The sequence below is a fragment of the Spirochaetota bacterium genome, from assembly GCA_026415295.1.
Classification (GTDB): Bacteria; Spirochaetota; JAAYUW01; order JAAYUW01; family JAOAHJ01; genus JAOAHJ01.
Window position 1 is genome coordinate 1 of the sequence record JAOAHJ010000009.1, and the last position, 23,966, is coordinate 23,966.

Here is a 23,966-nt window from a genome sequence, read left to right on the forward strand (position 1 = left end):
AACACCAATTGAAAATATATTATTCTTTTTGCATGCATTAAAAACACCAAGATTAGTTCCAGCAGCAACTGCATAAACTATATCAAACTTCATTTTATTATATAAATTATCAATAACTTCAAAAGCTTCTTTTGGAGAGTTCCATACCTTTTCACTTTCAATATAATCAGAAAAATAAACTTTATTAATTTTTATATCAGAAACCACATATTTGGCTCCCTGTTCAAAACCAACATAAAAATCATCTATTACATCTAAATTCATACCTCCAAAAAACAAAATTGATTTTTTTTTACTTACTAAAGATGAAAGTGCTCCCACAAGAAATGAAACCTCATTTTGTTTAAATAAAACAGAAGACATATTATTTAAATATTTATCAAACTTATTATCAAGAAGTATAAAATGAATATTTTTGTAAATTTGAGCTAATTCTTTTATCACTTCCAAACCATCATATCCTTCACCAACTATTATATATTTCATGCCCTCACCAACAAATTGATTTATTTTATTAATTATATCATTTTTATCTTTTGGGGCATAATAAGTTATGTCAATATTAAACATATTCTTAGCTTTTATAACACCATTATACTGCATATCATTAAATGATTTATCTCCTAAACCTCCATAACCAAATATAACTCCAATTTTTGTTTTAGTTTGAAATTTTTTATTTAGAGTTTGTACTTTAGTTAAACTTTTATTTATTCTAAAAAAATAGAATAAAGTAAAAATTATAAAAAATAAAATTAGAATTATTAATATTTCTTTTCTAATTTTTTTCATAATATTTCTCCTTAATTTTTAATCTTACGTAAATATTAAATTAAATCCATACAATAATATCTTATAGTTTAACAAATATTGTTAATTAAAAAAATTAAAAAATTTTTATAAATTAATTAAAAATTTCTTAAAATTAAAATATATATTTATTAATCTATACTTTTAAATTTATCAATAAGTACATTAATCTCAAATGGTTTTGAAATAAATCCATAAACTCCATTTTCTATACAATCTTTTATTTTTTCATCTTCAGTAAACCCAGATATCATTATTACTTTTACATTTTTATTTATTTTCTTAAGCTCAAGAAAGGTATCTTTCCCTGATAACCCTGGCATAATAAGGTCTAAAATAATAATATCAATAAAATCTTTTTCTCTTAAATAAAGATCAATCCCTTTTACACCATTTTCTGCTTCTTTTACATGAAAACCCATTTTCTCAAGTCCTTTTTTAAGGAAATACCTAATATTTTCATCATCATCGATTATTAGTATATTTTGTATATTTATTTTTTTTTCATTGATTTGTTTATTAATTTCTTTATTAAGCTTAACATCCAAATTAACTTGATCTATAGAAGAAAATTGGGTTATATCATTCTCAATTTTATTATTAATATTATTAATAATAGGTAAATAAACATAGAATTCTGTTCCTTCATAAAGTTTTGACTTAAAATCAATAAAACCCCCATGATTCTGAATTATCTGTTTTATTATATAAAGACCAAGCCCTTCTCCTTTATCTTTTGTCTTTGTTGAAAAAAATGGTTCAAAAATTCTCTCCTTTATCTCCTCTGGAATTCCAATTCCATTATCTTTTACTGTTACCTTTAAATAATTTTTATTTTCAATCTCTACTTCCTCAAATGTAATTTTAATTAAATTATATCTTAAAATACACTTCCTCTGTAAGTCATCAGATATATTATAATACATTTCAAAATCTTTTCTAATTCCATTCTCATACATAATAGTCATAGAATGGTAAGAATTTATTAGCAAATTAATAAATACACTTTCTAAATGTTCTTCTATTCCACTAACAAAATATTCTTTATTGTTTGGATTAAATATTTCAATTTCAAGATTTTTCCCTGTAGAACTTTTTATTATTGCAACTACCCTATTTATTATTTCATTGATATTTATATTTTTAAAATCAATTTCTTTCTTTCTTGTTAAAAGACTTAATTTTGAAATCAGATTTGAAGCTTTTTTAACTGATTCACTTATTATTGAGATACTTTGAAGGTAATTGTCCATTAATCTATATTTTATATAATTTAAATCATCTCTAATATTTAAAACCTCTTTACCATTAGTATTTAAATCAGCACCTCTATTCTTTGTAAAATTTCTTTTTTTATGAAAATCTATTATTTTTAAATATTGTTTAATGGTGTTTTCTATATATGATAAATCATCTTCTATGTCCATTTTTAGTAAATTAATTCCTCCTATTAAAGCCCCTAAATAATTATTGATATCATGAGATAAACCTCTTATTAAATTGCTAATCGATTCTATCTTTTGAACTTCAATATCCCTTTTAATTTTTCTTAATTCATCAGTAATATCATCAAATTTAAATATTAAATATTTAATATTACTTTTCTCAAAAAATGGAATTACTGTAATATTATAAACTCTATCTTCTCCATTTTCTAATAAAAATCTAACCTGTTTTTTACATATATTTTTGTTTTTATTAGTCTCAGAAATTAATTCATTAATTAAACCTTCCCTTTTTTCATCATCATCTCTATAAATATCAAGAATTTGATAAAAACTATAATCATAAATATTTGCATTTTTTTCTTTATATCTAGGCTGAACTAAATTATTATAGAATTTATCATTATAATTTATAATACTAGCTGTTTGATCTATCGTAATAAGCTCTGATGGTAGTAAATTCATTAAATGGAACAGAAGATTTTTTTGATCTTCATATTCTTGCCTAAAAATTTTCTCTTTTTGATATTCTATTTTTAATTTTAAATTTATCTCATTTAAATCAATTAATATTTTCTCAAAAAATTTTGAAAAACTTACAATTTCATCTTCTTTAAAGTTAAAATCTTTCTCAATTGATTTTTCTTCATTATTATTTTTTGAATTATTTAATTTAAGTATATTTAAAATATTTTTCTGTAATAAATAAAATGGCTTAAGCAATAAATGAGTCAAATTATATGTTATAAAGGCTGTTAGTAAAATAAAGGAAAAAAGAATAAAAAGAGCTATATACAAGAGTTTATAATAATAAGAAAATGCATCCTTTATAAACACAGTAGAAACAATAATAAATTTAAATTTTTCAGAATAACTAAAATATGCTAATTTTTTATATTGTTTTATTCTATCCTTTTTATAATCATACCAATAATATTCAATATAACCTTCTTTTTTTCTAACTATCTCTTTTATCATTTCCTTGTTTTTTTTATCTTTTGCATTTAGAAAATTACCTTTTTCAAAGGAATGAATTATTATATTTCCAGAATAATCAATAATAAAAGAGTTCCCATTTCCAAAATTTCTAATATTAAGTATAATATTTCTAAATTTATCAATATCTAAAAGATAATAAAACTCATCCTTATACGAAGAAACACATATAATCCAATCAAATTCTTTAATATAATTTAAATACATTGATTTATATTTAGGATATGGATCTGATGGATTTGCCCATAAGTATTCCATATATCCATTTTTAAGCTCTACTCCTTTTTTTACAAAATCAACATAACTAACATCTTCACCTTCAATTTCTGGATGTAAATCTAATATTACCTTATAAGGATAATCTTTTATATTCCATATAAAAATATATCCTGTTTTCCCAATTTTCTGATTTCTCAAGTAATTTTTAATATTTTCTTTTGCTTTTTTTTCTGCAATAATTCCTTTTTTATAATCTTCAATCTCTTTAAAAATATAGATTTTATTATTTTCAGAAATTAATTTTAAGTGATTTTCTATAGCTAAGTTAAAATAAACATCAACTGTTGAAATGAAAATTTCATTTGTTTTTTTTAATTCATCTAATATTTTTTGTTTTTGATAATAATAATCCACTATTATAAAAATTAAAAAGCAAATAGAAATAATTAAGCTTGCAATCAATATATTAATAATGATAAACTTTTTTGATATTTTCATAATGTATATATTATTAAGATATTATATATTATTAATTTTAATATCTTTTTTTTATTTTTCAAAATTTTATCGTATTAGTTATTTTTTATAATTTTGTATTGAAATTTTAAAGAATATAAATTAATATTTCTAATGATAAAATTTTTATAATAATGGTTTATATTTTTTAAAAATTAGATTGTGGTTATGAAAGAAAATAAATTATTAAACTATTTTAATTTCTTTATTTTTAATATTTTATTGATAATAATTTCAATCTCATTTTTTTTGATAAATTCGTGCTTTTATAACAGAACTAATGATAATAAAACTTATATAAATAAAAAAGATACAGTTAAAATATTAGATGATAATATAAATAATTTAAAAGGGTATATTTATTATTTTGTAGATAAAAAAGATATCTATAATTTTGAAAATATAAAAAATAATGAAAAAATTTTCATCCTTTCATCTGAAGAGTTCCCAAATTTTGGCTATTCAAGTTACACATATTGGTTCAAATTTAAGGTAAAAAAAAATAAAGATGTTCCACCCCTTTTTTTTATAGAAATAGCTTTTCCTCCTCTTGATTATATTGAACTATATTTTCAGGATGAAAATAATAATTATATAACTTTTATTACAGGTGATAAGTTTAACTTTGAAAAGAGGCCATATTTTCACAGAAATTTCATTTTCCCTATAAAATTAAATTCTGATGAAAAAGAATATACTATATTTATTAAATTAAAAACAGAATCTTCTGCTGTTTTACCAATTAAAATATATTCAGAAAAAGCATTTATAGAGTATTTATACAGAAATAATTTATTTATAGGAATCTTTTATGGTATTTTAATAATAATGTTGTTTTATAATCTTTTTCTTTTCTTGGCCTTAAAAGATCTTTCATACCTATTTTATGTATTTCATTCTATTTCTTATATCATTTACCAATCAGTTTGGGATGGACTTTTCTTTCAATACTTTATAAGTAATAATATCATACTAAATAATCTACTAAATCCTTTTTTAATGGCTTTAACCAATTTAACAGGTATATTTTTATTAAGATTTTATTTAAATATTGATACCCACTCGCCATTACTTTTTCAAGTCTATAGAATATTTGTTATTTTTGGAATTATTGTAACTATTATCCCTCTATTCTTAAGGTATAGCTTATCTGTCAAAATTACCACTTTTTTTATATTACCATCTGTTATATTTTTAATTTTTGGAAGCTATATATCATACAAAAAAGGATTCAAATATTCAAGGTTTTTTTTATACGCATGGTCTATTTTTTTAGTAGCAATACTTATGAATGTTTTTAGAGCTTTCAAAATTTTACCCACAAATAAATTTACACTTCAACTAAGCTTACAATATGGCTTCCTTTTTGAGAATTTATTACTTTCTTTTGGACTTGCTGATAGAATAAATACTTTAAGAAATGAAAAAGAAAAATCACAAAAAATGCTTCTTGAAACTCTTGAAAAAACAAACAAACTTAAAGATGAATTTTTAGCAAATACCTCTCATGAGCTTAGAACCCCATTAAATGGAATTATAGGGTTGTCAGAATCAATTCTTGAAGGAGCCTGTGGAGAAATAAACAATGAAGTTAAAAATAATTTAAAGCTTATCATTTCTAGTGGAAAAAGACTTGCTACACTTATAAACGATATTCTTGATTTTTCCATGATTAAAAATAATGAGTTAAAAATAAACATAGAACCTGTAGATGTTTATTTGAATGTTGAATTAACAATATCTATACTAAAACCTCTAGTAAAAAATAAACCTTTAAAAATTATAAATTATATCGCCCAAGACTTTCCTTTTATTTTAGCTGATAAAAATAGGTTTCAACAAATTTTGACAAACATAATAGGAAATTCAATTAAATTTTCAGAATCTGGTTTTATTGAAATATACGGAACTACAGAAGATAATAATGCTATAATAACCATTTCTGATACAGGAAGAGGTATTCCACAAGAAAAACTTCAGACTATTTTTGATCACTATAATAGAATAACTGATTTAACTAATATTGAAGGGACTGGTCTTGGCTTACCTATTACTAAAAAATTATTAGAATTATTAAATGGAGATATTAAAATAGAATCAAAAGTAAATGAAGGAACAAAAGTTACCATATATCTTCCATTATATAAGGGTAAAATAGAAAAAATATCTCAAGATGAATATGTTCTTCTTTCAAGATTAAGAGAAGATGTAGAAATTTCTAAAAAAACAATGGAATCATTAGTTGCTTCAAATGAAAAGGAAATATATAGTATCCTAATAGTTGATGATGAGATTGTAAATTTACAGGTTTTAACCAATTACCTTATATTAAACAATTACAAAGTAATTACAGCATCCTCAGGCTATGAATGTTTAAATATACTGAATAAAAAAGAACAAAAAATTGATCTTATAATTTTGGACATTATGATGCCAGGACTTAATGGTTATGAAGTTTGTTCAGAGATAAGAAAAACTTATCTTCAAACAGAACTCCCCATAATTCTATTAACAGCTAAAAATCAAGTATCTGACCTTATAGAAGGTTTTTCAGTAGGTGCAAATGATTTTTTATTAAAACCTGTTAATAAACCAGAACTTCTTGCAAGAATAAAAACACATATACAACTTGCCAAAATTAACGAGGCTTATCAAAGATTTGTTCCAAAAGAGTTCTTAGAACAAATTAATAAAACCAACATTCTTGATGTTTCTCTTGGTGATCACTCAAGAAAAAACATGACCATACTATTTTGTGATATTAGAGACTTCACAACACTATCTGAAACGATGAATCCGGAAGAAAACTTTAATTTTATCAATTCATACTTAAGAAGAATCTCTCCAATAATCCATAAATATGGAGGTTTCATAGATAAATACATTGGTGATGCTATTATGGCTTTATTTTCTGATAATATTAAAATTGAAGATGTTATAAACTGTTCAATTGAAATACACAAAGAAATCGAAATTTACAATATACATAGAAAAAAAACAGGCTATGTTCCTATTAGAATTGGAATAAGTATTCACAAAGGGGATTTAATGCTTGGAACAATTGGAAGTGAAAAAAGAATGGAGGGAACTGTTATTGCTGATTGTGTTAATATGGCTTCAAGAATAGAGAATTTAAATAAAATATTTAGAACAAATGTCTTAATAAGTGAAGATATTTATGATATTGTTAAAAATAATAAAGAATTTAATTTTAGATTTATTGGTAAATTTAAAGTCAAAGGGAAAGAGATACCTGTTAAAATTTATGAATTACTTAATTCTTATGATATTGAAACTTTTAATAAAAAAATAAAAACAAATGAACTATTTTCAAAATTTTTAGAATATTTTTATAATAAAGAGTTTGATAAAGCCAAAGAAATAGGAGAAAATATTTTATCATTATATCAAGATGACCAAATAACAAAATTATATCTAGAAAGTATAGATAAACTACAAAACGATAAAATAACAAAAAGGAATCTGTACTCATTTTTAGAAAATATTAATTTTTTTCTTTTTTGACCAATTTTGATTTCATTTTAATAAATAGATTTAAATATGAAAATTATATTATTCTGAATTAATTTATTTATTTTAAAGCTTACTCAAATTTAAAAAAATTAAAATAATAAAAGACATCATAAAGAAGCATAAATAATGTTGAAAATATCCTGCTTTGAAAACATCTTACTACTATTAAATAAAATATCGAATTCAAAAGCTTCATCAACAATTTTACCAATAATTTCCTTTTGCACATTATAGTAAGAAAGTCTAGATGGAAGATCATTATCAGAGATAATCTTCTGTAAATATTCAGAAACTAGAAGAGAAGACTCAAGAGGTGAAAGTCCTTCTGTTTTCAAATTCAAACAGTTTGCTACCTTTGTTAATTTATCACTATGAAAAGAAACATTAAACTCTACAATGTGTGGTGATAATATAATGGAAGCCATAAGTTTTGGTATTTTTAATATTGAAGCAACAGCTAAAGACAGAGCTTGTAGAAGAGAGAAGCCAGCTATTCTACCAGCTATCATTAAAAAAAGCCCACTTAAAGAAAGTTCTTTTTTTATTTCTAGATCTTCAGGGTATTCTATACCACTTTTGAAGTTTTTATTAATAGTTTCTATTGATTTAAAAAGCAATGTATCTGTAAAAATTGTAGATTTTTTTGAAATTATGGAGTCAATAGAAAATGAAATCATTTCAATAAGCATTGCACTCATTATTTTCTTTGAAATGTCAACAGAAAATGTTGGATCAATAAAAATATAATCTGCATATAGTTTTCTATCGGAGAATAATCTAATATGCCCAATATCTTGATCTTTATAATAGCAGGAATCACTTAATGCAAAATAATCACGAGGTGTTGTTGGGATTAAAATAACAGGTATCTTTTCTTTTAACTCCTCCTTATTTTTAATATAATAATAAAAACTTTTTTCATTGTATGCAAAAAGAGAAACAAGTTTAGCAATATTCAAAACTCTTTGTCCCCCCATTCCTATAACTACTTCAGCTCTAGAAGTTCTTGTTAAAATATTAATATTGTTTAAATCTTCTGAACCAGAATCAGAAGTAATTTCATCATAAATTAAATAATCAATTAAAAATGATTTTAATATTTTTTCAATTTTTGATATATAGTGAGTCTCATAAAATTTTTGTTCTGTTATAATAATAACTTTATTTCCGTGCTTCTTTATATAATCTCCCATCATCAATACAGAATCAATCCCAAAGACAACTTCAGTTGGTATTGAAAAGGAGAAAAAATTCATATTATAAAAGTCCTAAACTTTCAGCTATTTTTTTTGCAATGTCATCAATGAGTTTCTGAGTAATGTAATCTGGTTTATTAATTTTAGATTTAAGCTCTTCTATCTTTTCCTTATTATCAATTTCTGGAGCTTCCTTAACAATTTTAAAATATTTATCTCTTAGAGCCATTTCTTTAGCTTCTTCAGAAATTGATATATTATCACTTGCAGTATTAGTTTTTTCTTTTGGTTTAAGAGGCTTAACTTCTGATTGTGGATAAATTTTATTAATACCATTAATTTTATCAATGCTCATCTTATAGTCCTCCTGTTTCTATTATCGACAAAAGTTAAAAAATAATTATTTAACATTCTACTATTTTTTTTATAAATTTATTAAATTTTTTAACTATTAAAATTAAATAATTTAATCTTTTTTATTTTTTAATATTTTCGTATTAATTTAATAAATAAATAAATAATTTTTGTTTCTTTTTTTATGTTCTTTTCATCCATTTTTTTTATTATAGTTATTAATAATGATAACAAATTCACCCTTCATATTTTCCTCACTTATCATACTTTTGATATCTTTCAATTTTCCTCTAATTTTTTGCTCAAATTTTTTTGTAAGTTCTCTTCCAATAAAAACAAATACTTCATTGCCAAAAACATCTTCTATATTTCTTAAAGTTTCCATAACTCTAAATGGAGATTCATAAATAACAATTAACCCATTGAAGTTGATATACTGTAATAGAATTTTCTTTTTTTTTCCTTCTTTTTTAGGTAGAAACCCTAAAAAACAAAATGAATCAGTTGAAAACCCACATATAGATAAAGCACAGCTAAAAGCAGAAGCTCCAGGAACTGGAACAACTTCTATACCATTTTCATAACATTTTCCAATTAATATATTACCTGGATCAGAAATTGTTGGTGTACCATTATCAGTGATTAAAGCAATATTTTTTTTCTCTTTTATCAATATATTAATAATTTTATCAGAAAGCTTATTTTCGTTATATGAATGAAGTGAAATTAATTTTTTATTTATCGAATAGTGATTAAGTAATTTTAATGATATCCTTGTATCTTCACATAATATTATGTCAACATTATTTAAGATTTCTATAGCCCTAAATGTTATATCTTTTAAGTTTCCAATAGGTGTGCTAACTATATACAAACTACCCATTTATATATAAATTATTATTAATATTTAATTTTTCAATAAATTTATGAAAGTTTAAACTTTTATAATATTAAAATATTTAAATTTTCAATTTCTCAATTATACTATTAATTGACAATTATAAATTTGGAAATATTTTAAATAAAATTTATTAATCTATAAAAAATTAATACAAAATATTAGGAAATAAAGATGAATTTAAATAAAAACTATGGTTTTAAGATTTTTTTATTTACATTTCTCTCTATATTTATAGCCTTAATACTTTATAGTTTATTGGTTCCAAGAATTTTATTTTATAATCCAAATGAAACAATTCATTTTATAAAAAAAATGTTTACAAATGGTTTAATTATTGGGATTCTTGCTTCTTTAATAGTTTATCTGTATTACAAACCAACTGAGAAATTTATGAAATTATTTTTAAAAAACAATGATAAAAATCAATTTTTCAAAATTTTATCTATCACAAATGGGATAACTGTTTTTATTTTCTATGTAGGTGTCATTTTCTATCCCATTGGAACTTTTGTTAACACTTTACATTTACTTATAAATTTGGATAAATCAAATATTATTGAAATTTTATCAAGGTATATTTTAGCAATAAATTGGGGACTTATAAATGGTTTAATTACAGCAAGGCTACTTGAAATTATTCTACATCAAATTAGAAATGACCTTGGAATATATAAACTAGATGATAATATATTTAAAAAATATTACTTTTCATTAACTAAAAGATTATTTACACCACTTCTTTTTTTATTTTTTATGATCATAAATTCTAGCATATTCTTTATTTATTTTAATTCAGTTAAATTTATCTCATTTAAAGATACTATAATTAAAGCTTTATGGATCTACTTACTTTTATTTTTTATATTTTGTGTCATAATATTTATTATAATTTTAGAATATCAAACCAGTTTAAAAAAACTTCTGTCTCAAGTTTATAATTTAGCAAAAGGAAAATTTGATTTTAATAAAAGGATTCTCATTAATTCTTTTGATGATGTAGGATATCTCACATCTTTAATGAATATTATAATAGATAATATGGAAAAAATTTTTAATGAAATAAAACAGGATACAAAGTTTGTATCGGATAGTATATCAAATATGGATAACATGCTACAGGAATCAAAAAATATTTTTAATTCTTTACATGAATCTTCAAAAATATTAGAAGAAAATTATAACACTCAAGACAAAATAATAAGAGATGTTACTACAGGATTAAATGAAACAATAAAAATAATAGAAACTACTATTGATAATATTGAAGTACAAAATGAGAAGATTAATCAAATTGACAAAAAAATTAATGATTTTCTTGAAGAAATAAAAAACACAAACTCTAAAACACTTCAAACAAAAGAAGAATTTGAAAATCTTTTTGCTTTATTTAATAAGTGCTTTGAGCAAGTAGAAATCTCTTCAAAAATTGTAAAAGATCTTGGAGATTTTAGTAAAAAAATAAACAAAACTATTAGCATAATTAATTCTATAGCTGAGAAGACAAATCTTCTCTCTATGAATGCGTCTATAGAAGCTGCACATGCTGGTAAATTCGGTGAAGGTTTTGCTGTTGTTGCAAATGAAATTAGAAATCTTTCAGAAAATACAACTACCTCATCTGTTGAAATTGTTTCTATAATTAAAAACATGGACGAGAAAATTATTTTAATCAATGAAAATTTTAACAATCTTAATAATATTTTTAATAAAATTCTTGATTCTGTTAAAAACTCTAAAGAAATTATTGAAGAGCTTTTTATTAATTCTAAAAATCAATTAGATAACTCTAAAATTACAAATGATAATCTAAAAAATCTAATAAATTTAACAGAAAAGATAAGAGAAGGGACTTTAAACTTTGGTTCTTTATCAGAAGATATTGTAAATAATATAAAAAAGCTAAATGAGATATCAACAAAATCAAATAAAGATACAACAACTATTCTCAATAATATTAATATGATTAATGACTTTATAATTACAGTAAACCAAAACTTTACAGAAATAAATAAAAGAATGGATGAATTAAAAGAGAATATTTGATTTAAATCTTTAAATAATTTAAAATCTTTGTAATATTGTTAAAATTAAATCCCTTTGATTTTAAGTATTTTTTTATTTCTTCTATTATTTCTTTTTTAATATCTGAAATATTTTCTAACTTTTCTTTTTCAATATCTTGATTTTTTTTATTATTTAACTCTCTCAATTTTGATAAATATTTATGCTTTTCAAGTAATTTAAGCCCTACCTCAACCTCATCAGAAAGAGGATATATTTTTTCTAGTATACCATTAATACTGTAATTATTATATTTTTCATCCTCAAAATTTTTACCAAGTTTATAAATTAATTTTCTTTTTAAACTAATCCTAGAAACCAATTTCTCTTCTTTTTGATATCGTATAAAATCTTCAATATAATCTAGATCATCTATAAAACCTTCTTCTTTTAATTTTTGAATTGTTTCTTCTATAATCTCTTTATTAAAACCTTTTTTTAAAAGGTAGCATTGGACTTGAAAAAGAGTTTTCCTTCTTTTATAAATAATCTTTAAGACAGAATTATAAGCATCCAAAAGTTGTGATTCTTTATAAATAGAAAGTAAAAATTCTTCATCGATATCTATTTTATTGTCACCCCTTTTATAACCAGTATTAAACTGATTAAATATTTTCTTAACTATTTTATAATGATTTCCATCAAGAGATTTTAATATATAATATTTTTTGCTATTCTCAATAAAAAAAACCATATCTATCATCAACTTTTTTAAGAATTACTTTAAAAAAAATAATTTATTCATTTTATGTTTTCTTATTTTACAATTTTTATTTATTAAATTTTTTTATAAAATTTATTAATTTTCTAGTTTATTTACATTTAATTTATACCAACTAAATTATAATAAATATTTATTGAACCATAAATTAAGATATTAAAAAATAAATATCAAAAATAAAGTTTTCATTTAAATTATAAAATGTTAAAATAATTTATCAAATTTCAAATTTTTTAATGTATAATTAAAAAATAATCTCATCCTTTCAAAATCTTTTGTTCCACCTGTTGCAAAATCTTTTCTTCCACCACCTCTTACTTCAAAATAATAAGCTAAATTCTTTAAAATATCAGAGCAACTAAATAATTCAGAAATTTCCTTTGAAGATGAAACAACAACTTCCCCATTTTGATCCACTATATTTCCTATAATTATAATAGAATTTTTATCTGAAGTTCTTATACCATCTATAAAATCTCTTATCATTTTAATATCTCCTTGTTCAAATACTCCAGAATATAAATTAATTTTAGTATTTTTAATAGTTACTTCCTGATAAGAATTCTTTATTTCATTAAAAATTTCTTTAATTCTTTCTTTATTATATTTTTGTAATTCTTTTTTTAAGTATTTATTTTCTTCAATCAAATTTTTTGCTTTTTTTATTAAATTATATTCATCTTTTTGGCTAAATAAATTAACTAATTCTTTAACAATGTTTTCCTTATTTTTATAGTATTTATAAATTGCAGGACCTGTTATGGCTTCTATTCTCCTTATTCCTGAGGATATAGACTCCTCTTTTAATATTTTAAAATTCTGAATAAAAGAAGTATGAGGAACATGAGTCCCTCCACATAATTCTATTGAATAATCATCTATTTTAACAACCCTAACTTTATCAGCATACTTATCTTCAAACAGTGCTTTAGCTCCCATTTTCTTTGCATCTTCAATATCAATATTCTCATATATGGTAACTTTTAAGTCTTTTGATATTTTATCATTAACTTCTTTTTCAATTTGAAATAATTTATCATCTGGAATTTTTTCAAAATGAGTAAAATCGAATCTTAAAATATCTGATCCAACATAAGATCCTGCCTGTTTTATATGAGAACCAAGATTATTATATAATGATTGATGTAGAAGATGAGTAACTGTATGATTCCTCATAATATTATATCTTCTATTTTTATCTATTATTAAAAAACAATTAAAGTCTCTTAAATTTGGAAGTTTATCTTTTATTTCATCAATTATAAAATCTGTATTTATTATGTATCCTCTATGCATTGGGCCATAATTTGTTTTAAAAACATCATTAATAAAAAGAATTATATAATTTTTCAGTAAACTTTTTTCACTGTAAAATTTATAAACAAACTCTTCCCCTAAAGAATAAAAAATATTTTTTCTTTTTTCATCATCTATTTCAAATATGTCTATTTCAAATACTTTATTTATTATAAAATTACTCTCTTCTTCAGTTATTTCATCCTTTTTTATTAATACTATACCAATATCAGATACCTGTCCTCCAGATAAAGGATAAAATACTGAATCTTCAAAAAATATATCAAAACTTTCTTCAACATCAAAATCAAAATTAATTGCATTTATTTTTGTTTTTAAAAAATATTTATCATAATACATTATGTTTGTATTTCTCTTATTAAAAACAGTCCAACCATCACCCATAACTTTAGATAAATCAAGATTCTCCTTTATAACTCTTGATTTATCTTTTTGTATCTCCATAACTTTATAAAAACCAGTTTCATCAATAAGAAAATTATCTTCTGATGCTATTTGTCTTGTTAAATCAACAGGGAACCCATAAGTGTCATGAAGCAAAAATACCTTATCCCCATCAATAATATTTTTTCCTTCCTTTTTTAAATCAGTTTTTATTTTTTCATAAATTTGCAATCCATTATCTAGTGTTTTATTAAATCTTCTTTCTTCATCTCTAATTATATGTATTATCTTGTCCCTGTTTTCTTTAAGTTCAGGGTAAAAGTTTCCCATTTTTTCTATTAATGGATCAACAAGTTTATAAAGAAACTCTTCTTTAATTTCAAGCTTTCTTGATTGTCTAGAAGCTCTTCTTAAAATTCTTCTTATAACATAACCTCTACCCTCATTTGAAGGTATAACTCCATCAGCAATAGCAAAAGCTATAGCCCTAATATGATCAAGAATTATTTGAAAAGGAACTTTGAAATTTTTATCTTCAAAACTTTTTTTTGAAATCTTTTCAATTTCTTCAATTATTGGTTTAAAAAGATCAGTTTCATAACTTGAAGTTACTCCTTGAACTATAGAAGTTATTCTTTCAAGCCCCATTCCCGTATCAACAGATTTAAATGGAAGAGGAGTAAGCTTCCCTGATTCATCTCTATTAAATTCCATAAAAACAAGGTTCCACAATTCAAGATACCTATCACATGAACAAGTTAGTGTGCATTCAGGCCTTCCACAACCAACTTTTGGTCCTTGATCATAATATATTTCAGTACATGGACCACATGGGCCAGTATCTCCCATAGACCAAAAGTTTTCTTCATCTCCTTTTTCAATATCTCCAAGTTTATAAATTCTTGAAGGTTCTATTCCTATAACATCTTTCCATATATTGTAACTTTCTTCATCATCTTTATAAACAGAAACATACAATCTATCTTTTGAAAGATTTAATTCTTTTGTTAAATAATCCCATGCCCATATTATCGCTTCTTTTTTATAGTAATCACCAAAAGACCAGTTCCCAAGCATCTCAAAAAATGTATGGTGTCTCCCATCTTTCCCAACCTCTTCTAAATCATTATGTTTACCTGATACTCTTATACATTTTTGAGCAGATATTGCTCTTTTTAAATCACTTTTTATCTCTCCTAAAAATATTTTTTTAAATTGGTTCATTCCAGCATTTGTGAATAAAAGAGTTGGATCATCATAAGGAATTAAAGATGAAGATGGAAATCTTATATGATTATATTTTTCAAAATATCTTAAAAAGCTTTCTCTTATATAAGAAGCATCAACCATTAAATCCTCCGAAAATTTATAAATATATTAATTTTCTTTCAAATAAAATACATATTTTTTAATATTAGTCAAAATTTTCTTTTTTTTAATTAAAATAAAGCTATTTTTATCTAATTTTAACTAATTTTTTTTTAATTTTAAATTATTTTTATTAAAAAATATTTTTTATTTGAAATAATTATAAAAATAAATTAAATTTAATTAAAATAAAATTTTTTTTTATTAATATGAAAATTAAATTTTTACTATTTTAATTATTTTATAAGTTTTTTTAAAAGGGGGTTATCTATGAAAAATACTCAAAAAATTTTTACTTTAGCTTTTATGAGTCTTGTATTAATTTTCCTTAATGCAGATGGAAATGTTATAAATCCTAATATTACTATGATTGAAAAAGAGTTTGGAGTAACAGATGCTCATATTGGGGCTATGATGGGATTATTTACAGTCATTGGAGCCATTATTTCAATTCTATGGGGCTATATGGCTGATAAAACAAAAAGAAAAACTCTATTTGTCCTTTCAGTATTAATAGGAGAAATTCCTTGTTTATTAACAGCATTTGCAAAAGACTGGGTTACTTTTTATATTTTAAGAATTCTTACAGGAATAGGAGTTGGAGCTGCTTTTCCATTGGTTTTTTCAATGATTGGAGATATATATGGTGAAGAATCAAGACCTCTTGCTACAGCGATCTTAACTACTGCTTTTTCAGTCGGGCAAATAATTGGTATATTACTTGCTGGATTTACAACAAATATACAAGCAGGGATTTTAACTGGCTGGAGATTATCATTTTTACTTGCATCAAGCCCAAACATACCACTTGTTATTCTATTTTATTTTTTAATTCCTGAACCTAAAAGAGGAGCATCTGAAAAAGAGTTGGCTGATCTTATAGAAAAAGGTATAATTTATCCAAAAACTATAAAACTAGAAGATTATAAAGGATTAATTAAAATAAAGACAAATATTTATCTTTTCTTACAAGGAATTCTTGGAACTATACCATGGGGAGCTATTGCTTTTTTAAATAAATTCCTTGAAGATATTAAAGGATTTAAAAAAGAAGTTGCAACATTGATATTTCTGATATTTGCAGTCGGAAATGTTGCTGGGACTGTTCTCGGTGGATATTTTGGTGGAATTCTTAGCAAAAAAAATTTAAAATATTTACCACGATTTTGTTCTGTTACAACTGCTGTTGGGGCTTTTTTTATAATACTTATATATCTATATATACCTTCAAATTTTATTCTAATATCCTTAACTGGAATTTTTGTTGCTTTTCTAATATCAATGACAGGACCAAATATGAGATCTATGCTTTTAGATACAAATGTACCTGAAAATAGAGGAGCTATATTCTCAATATTTAATCTTACAGACTCTCTTGGTATGGGTTTTGGGAAATGGGTAGCTGGTATCCTATCTGTTGCAATAAGTTTAACGTACTCTCTAACAGTTTGTTCTATATTCTGGTTTGGTTGTGCCATAATTCTTTGGTTTACAGCTACTCCTTTTATAAATGATGTTAAAACTCTTCATGAAAAATTAAAGAACATTGCAACAACCATGAGTTCAAAATGAAATATTTTTTATGATAACAAAATTCAACAATAAATTTTTTATTGTAGATGCATTTACAAATAACCCTTTTTCTGGTAATCCAGCTTCTGTTTTTTTTTGTGACAAACAGAATTTTTACAATGATAAACTTTTGCAGAATATTGCTTCTGAATTTAACTTGTCAGAAACTGCATTTATCCTTCATAAAAAAAATAATGAATTTTTTTTAAGATGGTTTACACCAACAAATGAAGTTGACTTGTGCGGTCATGCAACATTAGCTTCTTCAGCTGTTTTATTCTCTCTTAAAATAGCAGATCCAAGATTTCCAATCACTTTTTATACTAAAGATTTTATCCTAAAATCTTATTTTATTAGAAAAGAAGAAACAAATAAAAATAACAAAGGTTTTTTCTTTATAAAAAAGAAATCTCAAAATAAATTTTCAATAAATTATATTAAACTTGAATTTCCATTAGGTAATTTAAATAAATTTAACAATGATGATGAATTTATAGAAAATTGTTTCAATAATATAAAGCCAATTCAAATATATTATGATAAAACTTATTATCTTCTAATATTTGAAAAAGAAGAGGATATTATCAATTTACAACCAAACTATGAATTTATGAAAAAAACAAAAAGGGAAGAATTCATCTGTTCAGCTATTGCAAATTCAAATAATAAAGATAATTATGACTTTATTAGTAGATTTTTTGCCCCTGCAATTGGTATAAACGAAGACCCAGTGACAGGATCAGCTCATACTTATCTTGCAAGATACTGGTCTGATAAACTTAAAAAAAATAAATTAAAAGGTTATCAAGCTTCAAAAAGAGGTGGTTTTATAGAAATAGAAGTTAATCAAGATAAAAAATTAGTTTATTTAATAGGAGCTTCTTACATTATTGCTACTGGAAAATATTTAATATAGCTAAACTTAATAAAAATTATAATAGTTAATTAATATATAAAAAACTTAACTATAAAATGTATAATATAAAAATAAAACCCCACAATATAAAATATTTAATACTAAAATATGCAATATTCATTTAAATATATTTATTTTTAAGATCTTTATTTGATAATTATTTTTTCTATAAAAATAATATAAGTAATTCAAAAAAATATTATATATTATAAATATTTTAATAAGATTCATCTATATCGGGGCCAAACATTCTTGATATTAAGAACATCATTTCTTCTTTGTAAGATTTTGGGTCCTTTAAATATTTTTCACCCATATAGACTTTCATTCTTTCTTGAAAATAACCAGGAATAAATGAGAATTGGGTAATTACAAATAACGAGTCTAAGCAAAATGCAAGAAACTCTGTATTTTCTATGTGTGGAATTTCCCCTTTTTCCTTAGAGTCATTTATTATTTTTTTATAAGCATTTATTGATAAACTTTCAAGTTTTTTTGCAAGTTCAACAAGAAATGGGTTATCTGCTTCATTTGTTATTTCATTGTATAGTCTTACAAGATCAGGGTATTTTAAGGAAAACTCAATTGCATGATTTAATAACTTTTCAAGTTTAACAATAGTTGGGTCATTTGATGCCATAACTTCATCAAAAACACCTTGAAGATATTGTAGACCATAATCAACAACCTGCAAATAAAAATCTTCTTTTGTTTTAAATAATTCACTAAATTTTTCATAAGATACATTAGCTTCTTTCAAAATATTCTCAAGTCTACTATTTTTTAAACCATTCTTTGAAAACTCTTTAATTGCAATTTCAATTAATTTTTCTTTTTCCATCTTTATCTCCTTTATACATAATTTAAATTATTACTTTTAAATAAAACATAAATTAATTAATCCTTATTTTAACTTTTCTGTTATATTTATAAACAAATTAAATTATAATACTAATTAATAATATCAATATTATAAGCTTTAAACTTTCCATCTTTAAGATATACATTTAACTTTTCTTTTATTTTTTTAACTGTTTCAAGGGGATCTTCTATCAAAACTTTAGCTCCTCCAATTAAATCTATAAGGCCAAGTTCATTTTTAAATCTTGGTATAATATGTAAATGGATATGATCAATTGAAGCTCCTGCAAATTCCCCAATATTAAACCCAACATTATATCCTGATGGTCTATATAATTCATCTAAAATTGATAACATAATCTTTGTAAAAAAAATTATCTCCTTTTCTTCAAGCTCATCTAACTCTCTTAAATCTGTAATATGCCTTTTAGGATAAAGCATTACATGCCCACTATTATATGGATATAAATTTACGCAACCAACTAGTTTTTCAGATATAAAAGTAACAAGCTCACTATTTACTTCATAGAAATCAATTTTCTTCTGACACTTTTCATATATACAACACAAAGGGCATATATCTTTTCTCTTTTCACTCCTTATATAATTTTTTTTCTTAAAAGCAAATATATATGAATTAAATTTTAACATCAATTTTTCTCCAATAATTAAACTCATTAATTTGATGATTATTATTATTTTATATTTTCTATAAAATTAAATATAAATTAATAAAGAATTCAATAAAATTAAAATTCTATTTTACTTTAACTACTAATACAGGAATTTTAGAATGGTGTACAACATAATCCACTACAGATCCTAAAAGTAAATGTTTCAATCCAGAAGTTCCATGACTTCCTATAATTATAAGATCAGCCATATTTTCTTCAGCAAATTCAATTATCTTACTATATGGAATACCCCATTCTATAAAGAATTTATAAGAATTATTATTCAAATCAAAATCATCTTTAAATTTTTTTATTAAAAACTCAGCATTTTTATATAATGAATCAGAAAATATTTTCTCATCTATTAAATTAATATTTAATTCTGGATACATATAATCAATTGGAACTTGAGATATAGTTCTCTTATCAAGAACATGTAAAAAAAATATTTCACTATTAAACTTATCTTTAAATTCTTTAGCATATTCAACAAGATTTTTTGAATTATGAGAAAAATCTATTGGTATTAATACTCTTTTTAATGCCATTTTTTAACCTCTCTTTCAATAGACCTTTTTATTTCTCTGTCTTTAATATCATCTCTTTTATCATAAATTTTTTTACCTTTTGCAACTGCAAGTTCTACTTTTGCCTTATTATTCTTTAAATAAATAGAAAGAGCTATAAGAGTATATCCTTCTCTTTCAGTTCTTTTGGACAATTTAAGAATTTCTCTTTTATTAAGCAATAACTTCTTTGGTCTTAAAGGGTCATGAGTTACATATCCAGAATTCTTGTACTCTGAAATATGAAATCCATAAAGATAAACTTCTTTTTTTTTTGTAACTTTTGCATATGAATCTTTCAAATTACAATTCCCTTCTCTTATTGATTTTATTTCAGTTCCTTTTAGAACAATTCCAGCTTCATATTTTTCTATAATTTCATAATCATGAAATGCTTTTTTATTTCTATGAACTATTTTAATATTTTCCATCTTTTTCAATTATAAACTTAAAATATTATCATAATATTTGAAATTATTAACTTAATTGACTTAATATAATTTTATAATATCTTATTAGAAGTATAAAACAAAAATAGAAAATATCAATAAAATTAATATGAATAATTATATATTCGACATTGATGGAACACTTCTTCACACAAATTATGCAGGTAAAAAAGCCTTTAAAGAAGCATTCGAAATAACATTTAATGTAAATATCCCTGAAAATTTTTTTGGATTATCTTTTCTTGGAGGAGTGGATTTAAATATTTATAAAAAGCTACTTGAAATTTTTAAAATTGAATATAAAGATCCTGATAAGTTTATCTTTAATTATGAAAACTTATTAAAGCAAAAATACAATTCTAAGATAAACAATTGGGATTACTCTTCACTTTTAGAAGAACTTTTAAAAAAATTAAAAACTAATGGTCATATCTTATCAATTTCAACTGGTAATTTTTATAAAACAGCAATTTTAAAATTATCTGAAATTTCTATTTTAAAATATTTTGATTATATTGGAGCATGTGAAAATGAAACTGAAAGAAAAGATATTCTTCTAAAATCTATCTCTTATTCATTTATATTTGGAATAAAAAAGAGTAATATTTTTTATATTGGTGATGCAATTTCAGATCAAGAAGCTGCAAATTTTTTTAATATAAAATTTATAGGAATAGGATCAAATATAGATAAAAATTTACTTAAACCAGATGATTTACATTTTAATTCAATTGATGATTTTTACAAGAATATTACATTTGCAAATTTATAACTTTTATTAAAATATAAAAAATTTTATAATTTAAGATAATAATTATAAATTTTTACTTTCAAATAAATTTTAGAATTCCTTCACATATTTATTTTTTTTATATTTACTTTAAATTTTTTTTATTTAATATAATTTTATAATATATTATTAAAATTTAAGGAGGTAATATGTTTCCTATCTCAACAATATATTTTTTCTCTTTTATTATTTTTGTTTTTAGTTTAATAGGAATATTTATTTTTAAACATTCAAAGGACAAAATATTTATGATTCTTCCTTTAATAGCTCAATTATTTATAATAGGTGTATATTTTAATATAATAAAACATATTCAAAATTTATTTCTAATTTGTTCTGCTATAACAGCAATTAACTTTTTAATTTTTCTTTTTGCAAAAGATGACAAAGATAAACCATATATTTACTTTATTTTACACTTTTCTTCTATTTTCCAATTACTTAGAGTAATTGATATAATTAAATAATATATTTTTATATTAAATATATTTTCTTTATCTTATCTTGTTAATCTAAAATTTTTAATATGGAAGATATTAATAAAATAATTTATTTGAATAGTGGCAATTTACCTTTTAATATTTTAAAATCTTTTGAATTTATTGAAGATGTTTTAAAAAGCAATATCTATTATAATAAATACGAACTACTAAATTATATTAAGACATTATATTTTGAAAATCAATATAAGATTAGAGATATAGAACTTTTTCATCTTCTTATTGAAATAATAAAATTGAAAAATAGAGATGAATTTATAGAAATAAAAGATTCTGATTTTGAATATTTTTATATTAAAGCAATAGATTTAGGATTAAAATTTAAAAAAATTCATCAAACAATTGAATTATATATTTACTATATAAACTACCTTTATAATAATTTAGAATATATTAAATGTGAAGAACTAATAAATACCATTTTTAATGACTTTAAGGATTTTTTAAATCAGAATCAAGAACTTAAATTAAAAGAAGTTCAGATCCTAGTTAAAAATAGTATAACTTCAGTAAAAGATCTAAATGAAGATATTTTTGAAATATTTAAAAAAGAAAAAAATTATAATGAACTTATAAACTTTTTCATATCTTATAATTTTAAATATATTACTGAATATGATTTAGAAACACTACAAAATAACCTTGGATTTCTATTGGCATTCATAAAAAGAGAAAACTATAAAAATTTTTTTAAGGATGATATTCTTGGAGAACTTAATAATTTTATTGGAAATATATATTTCTATAATGGTTATTATAACAAAGCCAAAAGGCATTTTTTTGTTGCATTAAAAAAAGAGATTCCTGCTAGACAAAATGAAAAAATACTAAAATTAGACAACAACATCGCCATATGTTTTTATGAGCTTGGGGAATTCGAAAAAAGTTTAAAATATTTTAAAATACTTGAAAATGAATCATCTATCTCTAATAATAAAAAACTTCTAAGTTATGTTTACAGTAACATTTCCCTTTTATATTTAAGAAATAACGATATATCTCTTTCTTTACAAATAATGGATAAAGTTCTTGAATTTAAAAAATCTATTAATGATATTCCATCCTACATTTATTCTTTAATTAAATTTATAAACTTTTTTATTTTTAATGATCATGAAATTGCTTTTAAATATTATATTCAATTCAAGAATATAATAAATTTTGTAAATAATAAAATTTATTTATTATTTAATCTTATTTATCAAAAAGAATTTGAAAATAAAAACAAACTAAAAGAAATATTAATTTATTTGATTCTAAAATTAGATTATTACCCATTGACTTTAATTTATTTTTTTTCTATTTTGGTAAAATGTTATCCTAAAATTAAATTAAACATATTTTTTCAATTTATAATTTTAAAATTTATAAACCACCTTTATATAGAATTAAAAGAAAAACAATTTAACAATTTCTTTAATTCTTTTGTTGAATTCCAAGATTTGTTTCAAATTTATAAATACATAAAAGAAAAAATAATTTTTTTAAATTCTAATGAAAATAATATAAATAATGTGGAAAATTTGGTTATTAATATTGAAAAACCAACAATATCTATTTTAAAAAAAATTAATAAAAATAAAGAATTAATTTTTCCTGATCAAAATGAGATCATAAAATATAATTATAATGAACTACTTTTTATTTTGATGCTAAAAATTTATAAAAAAGGGAAATTAAAAATTAAAAATAAAACATATATTTTTCAAACAAAATTTTCTAAAAAAATAATTAAAAGAATAGATTTTTTACAAAGATTTTATGTCGAAAAATTTGTCTTCGAGATTTTAAATAACTGATAATTTAATATCTCATT

18 protein-coding genes are annotated in these 23,966 nt (G+C 22.2%); 7 read left to right on the forward strand and 11 right to left on the reverse strand.

All coding sequences use genetic code 11. The features are described 5' to 3' along the window. Positions 1–792: BMP family ABC transporter substrate-binding protein (locus tag N3A58_02680; GenBank protein ID MCX8058303.1), on the reverse strand; the 792-nt coding region annotated here is incomplete at its 3' end. Positions 793–941: 149 nt separating this feature from the next. Next, the gene (locus N3A58_02685) at positions 942–3,968 is read right to left on the reverse strand and encodes a cache domain-containing protein (GenBank protein MCX8058304.1); all 3,027 of its coding nucleotides are present in this window, start codon (positions 3,966–3,968) and stop codon (positions 942–944) included. 186 nt (positions 3,969–4,154) lie between these two features. Between N3A58_02685 and N3A58_02690 the strand changes: the two genes are divergently transcribed. Then, on the forward strand, positions 4,155–7,511 hold the full coding sequence (locus N3A58_02690; protein ID MCX8058305.1) for a response regulator: 3,357 nt from the start codon (positions 4,155–4,157) through the stop codon (positions 7,509–7,511). 116 nt (positions 7,512–7,627) lie between these two features. Here N3A58_02690 and N3A58_02695 read toward each other — a convergent pair whose 3' ends face one another. From N3A58_02695 to rsmI, 3 genes are all read right to left on the reverse strand, one after another. Next, positions 7,628–8,776 (reverse strand): iron-containing alcohol dehydrogenase, encoded by a 1,149-nt coding sequence (locus N3A58_02695; GenBank protein MCX8058306.1) that lies wholly within the window; start codon positions 8,774–8,776, stop codon positions 7,628–7,630. A gap of 1 nt (position 8,777) precedes the next feature. After that, positions 8,778–9,071, reverse strand: coding sequence for a flagellar biosynthesis anti-sigma factor FlgM (locus N3A58_02700; GenBank protein ID MCX8058307.1), 294 nt, complete (start codon positions 9,069–9,071; stop codon positions 8,778–8,780). Between the two features lie 192 nt (positions 9,072–9,263). Beyond that, complete coding sequence (rsmI, locus tag N3A58_02705) at positions 9,264–9,953, reverse strand: 16S rRNA (cytidine(1402)-2'-O)-methyltransferase (protein ID MCX8058308.1); 690 nt, start codon at positions 9,951–9,953, stop codon at positions 9,264–9,266. A 189-nt stretch (positions 9,954–10,142) separates the two neighbouring features. Here rsmI and N3A58_02710 point away from each other — a divergent pair, with 189 nt between their 5' ends. Continuing rightward, on the forward strand, positions 10,143–12,014 hold the full coding sequence (locus N3A58_02710) for a methyl-accepting chemotaxis protein (GenBank protein ID MCX8058309.1): 1,872 nt from the start codon (positions 10,143–10,145) through the stop codon (positions 12,012–12,014). Position 12,015: 1 nt separating this feature from the next. On the opposite strand, the gene N3A58_02715 is transcribed toward N3A58_02710, so the two are convergent. Next, positions 12,016–12,735, reverse strand: a complete 720-nt coding sequence (locus tag N3A58_02715; GenBank protein ID MCX8058310.1) for a RecX family transcriptional regulator — start codon at positions 12,733–12,735, stop codon at positions 12,016–12,018. Positions 12,736–12,957: 222 nt separating this feature from the next. After that, on the reverse strand, positions 12,958–15,804 hold the full coding sequence (gene alaS, locus N3A58_02720; GenBank protein ID MCX8058311.1) for an alanine--tRNA ligase: 2,847 nt from the start codon (positions 15,802–15,804) through the stop codon (positions 12,958–12,960). Positions 15,805–16,092: 288 nt separating this feature from the next. On the opposite strand from alaS, the gene N3A58_02725 reads away from it, so the two are divergent. Continuing rightward, positions 16,093–17,394, forward strand: a complete 1,302-nt coding sequence (locus N3A58_02725; protein ID MCX8058312.1) for an MFS transporter — start codon at positions 16,093–16,095, stop codon at positions 17,392–17,394. A 10-nt stretch (positions 17,395–17,404) separates the two neighbouring features. Further along, positions 17,405–18,310: a PhzF family phenazine biosynthesis protein gene (locus N3A58_02730; protein MCX8058313.1), complete on the forward strand. Its 906-nt coding sequence runs from the start codon at positions 17,405–17,407 to the stop codon at positions 18,308–18,310. Positions 18,311–18,527: 217 nt separating this feature from the next. Here the strand turns inward: N3A58_02730 and N3A58_02735 are convergent, their stop codons facing one another. From N3A58_02735 to smpB, 4 genes are all read right to left on the reverse strand, one after another. Beyond that, entirely contained in the window at positions 18,528–19,151 is a 624-nt protein-coding gene (locus N3A58_02735) for a hypothetical protein (GenBank protein ID MCX8058314.1), read from the reverse strand. A 110-nt stretch (positions 19,152–19,261) separates the two neighbouring features. Next, positions 19,262–19,822, reverse strand: a complete 561-nt coding sequence (locus tag N3A58_02740; GenBank protein ID MCX8058315.1) for an HIT domain-containing protein — start codon at positions 19,820–19,822, stop codon at positions 19,262–19,264. Between the two features lie 106 nt (positions 19,823–19,928). Next, on the reverse strand, positions 19,929–20,393 hold the full coding sequence (locus N3A58_02745; GenBank protein MCX8058316.1) for a universal stress protein: 465 nt from the start codon (positions 20,391–20,393) through the stop codon (positions 19,929–19,931). Continuing rightward, entirely contained in the window at positions 20,384–20,842 is a 459-nt protein-coding gene (gene smpB / locus N3A58_02750) for an SsrA-binding protein SmpB (GenBank protein MCX8058317.1), read from the reverse strand. Before smpB ends, N3A58_02745 begins: the two co-directional genes overlap by 10 nt. A 127-nt stretch (positions 20,843–20,969) precedes the next feature. Between smpB and N3A58_02755 the strand changes: the two genes are divergently transcribed. The 3 genes from N3A58_02755 (at position 20,970) to N3A58_02765 (ending at position 23,949) form a co-directional block, all read left to right on the forward strand. Then, the gene (locus N3A58_02755; protein MCX8058318.1) at positions 20,970–21,632 is read left to right on the forward strand and encodes an HAD family hydrolase; all 663 of its coding nucleotides are present in this window, start codon (positions 20,970–20,972) and stop codon (positions 21,630–21,632) included. Positions 21,633–21,799: 167 nt separating this feature from the next. Continuing rightward, positions 21,800–22,117, forward strand: a complete 318-nt coding sequence (locus tag N3A58_02760) for a hypothetical protein (GenBank protein MCX8058319.1) — start codon at positions 21,800–21,802, stop codon at positions 22,115–22,117. Between the two features lie 59 nt (positions 22,118–22,176). Next, positions 22,177–23,949, forward strand: coding sequence for a tetratricopeptide repeat protein (locus tag N3A58_02765; protein MCX8058320.1), 1,773 nt, complete (start codon positions 22,177–22,179; stop codon positions 23,947–23,949). The last annotated feature ends 17 nt before the right edge of the window (positions 23,950–23,966 follow it).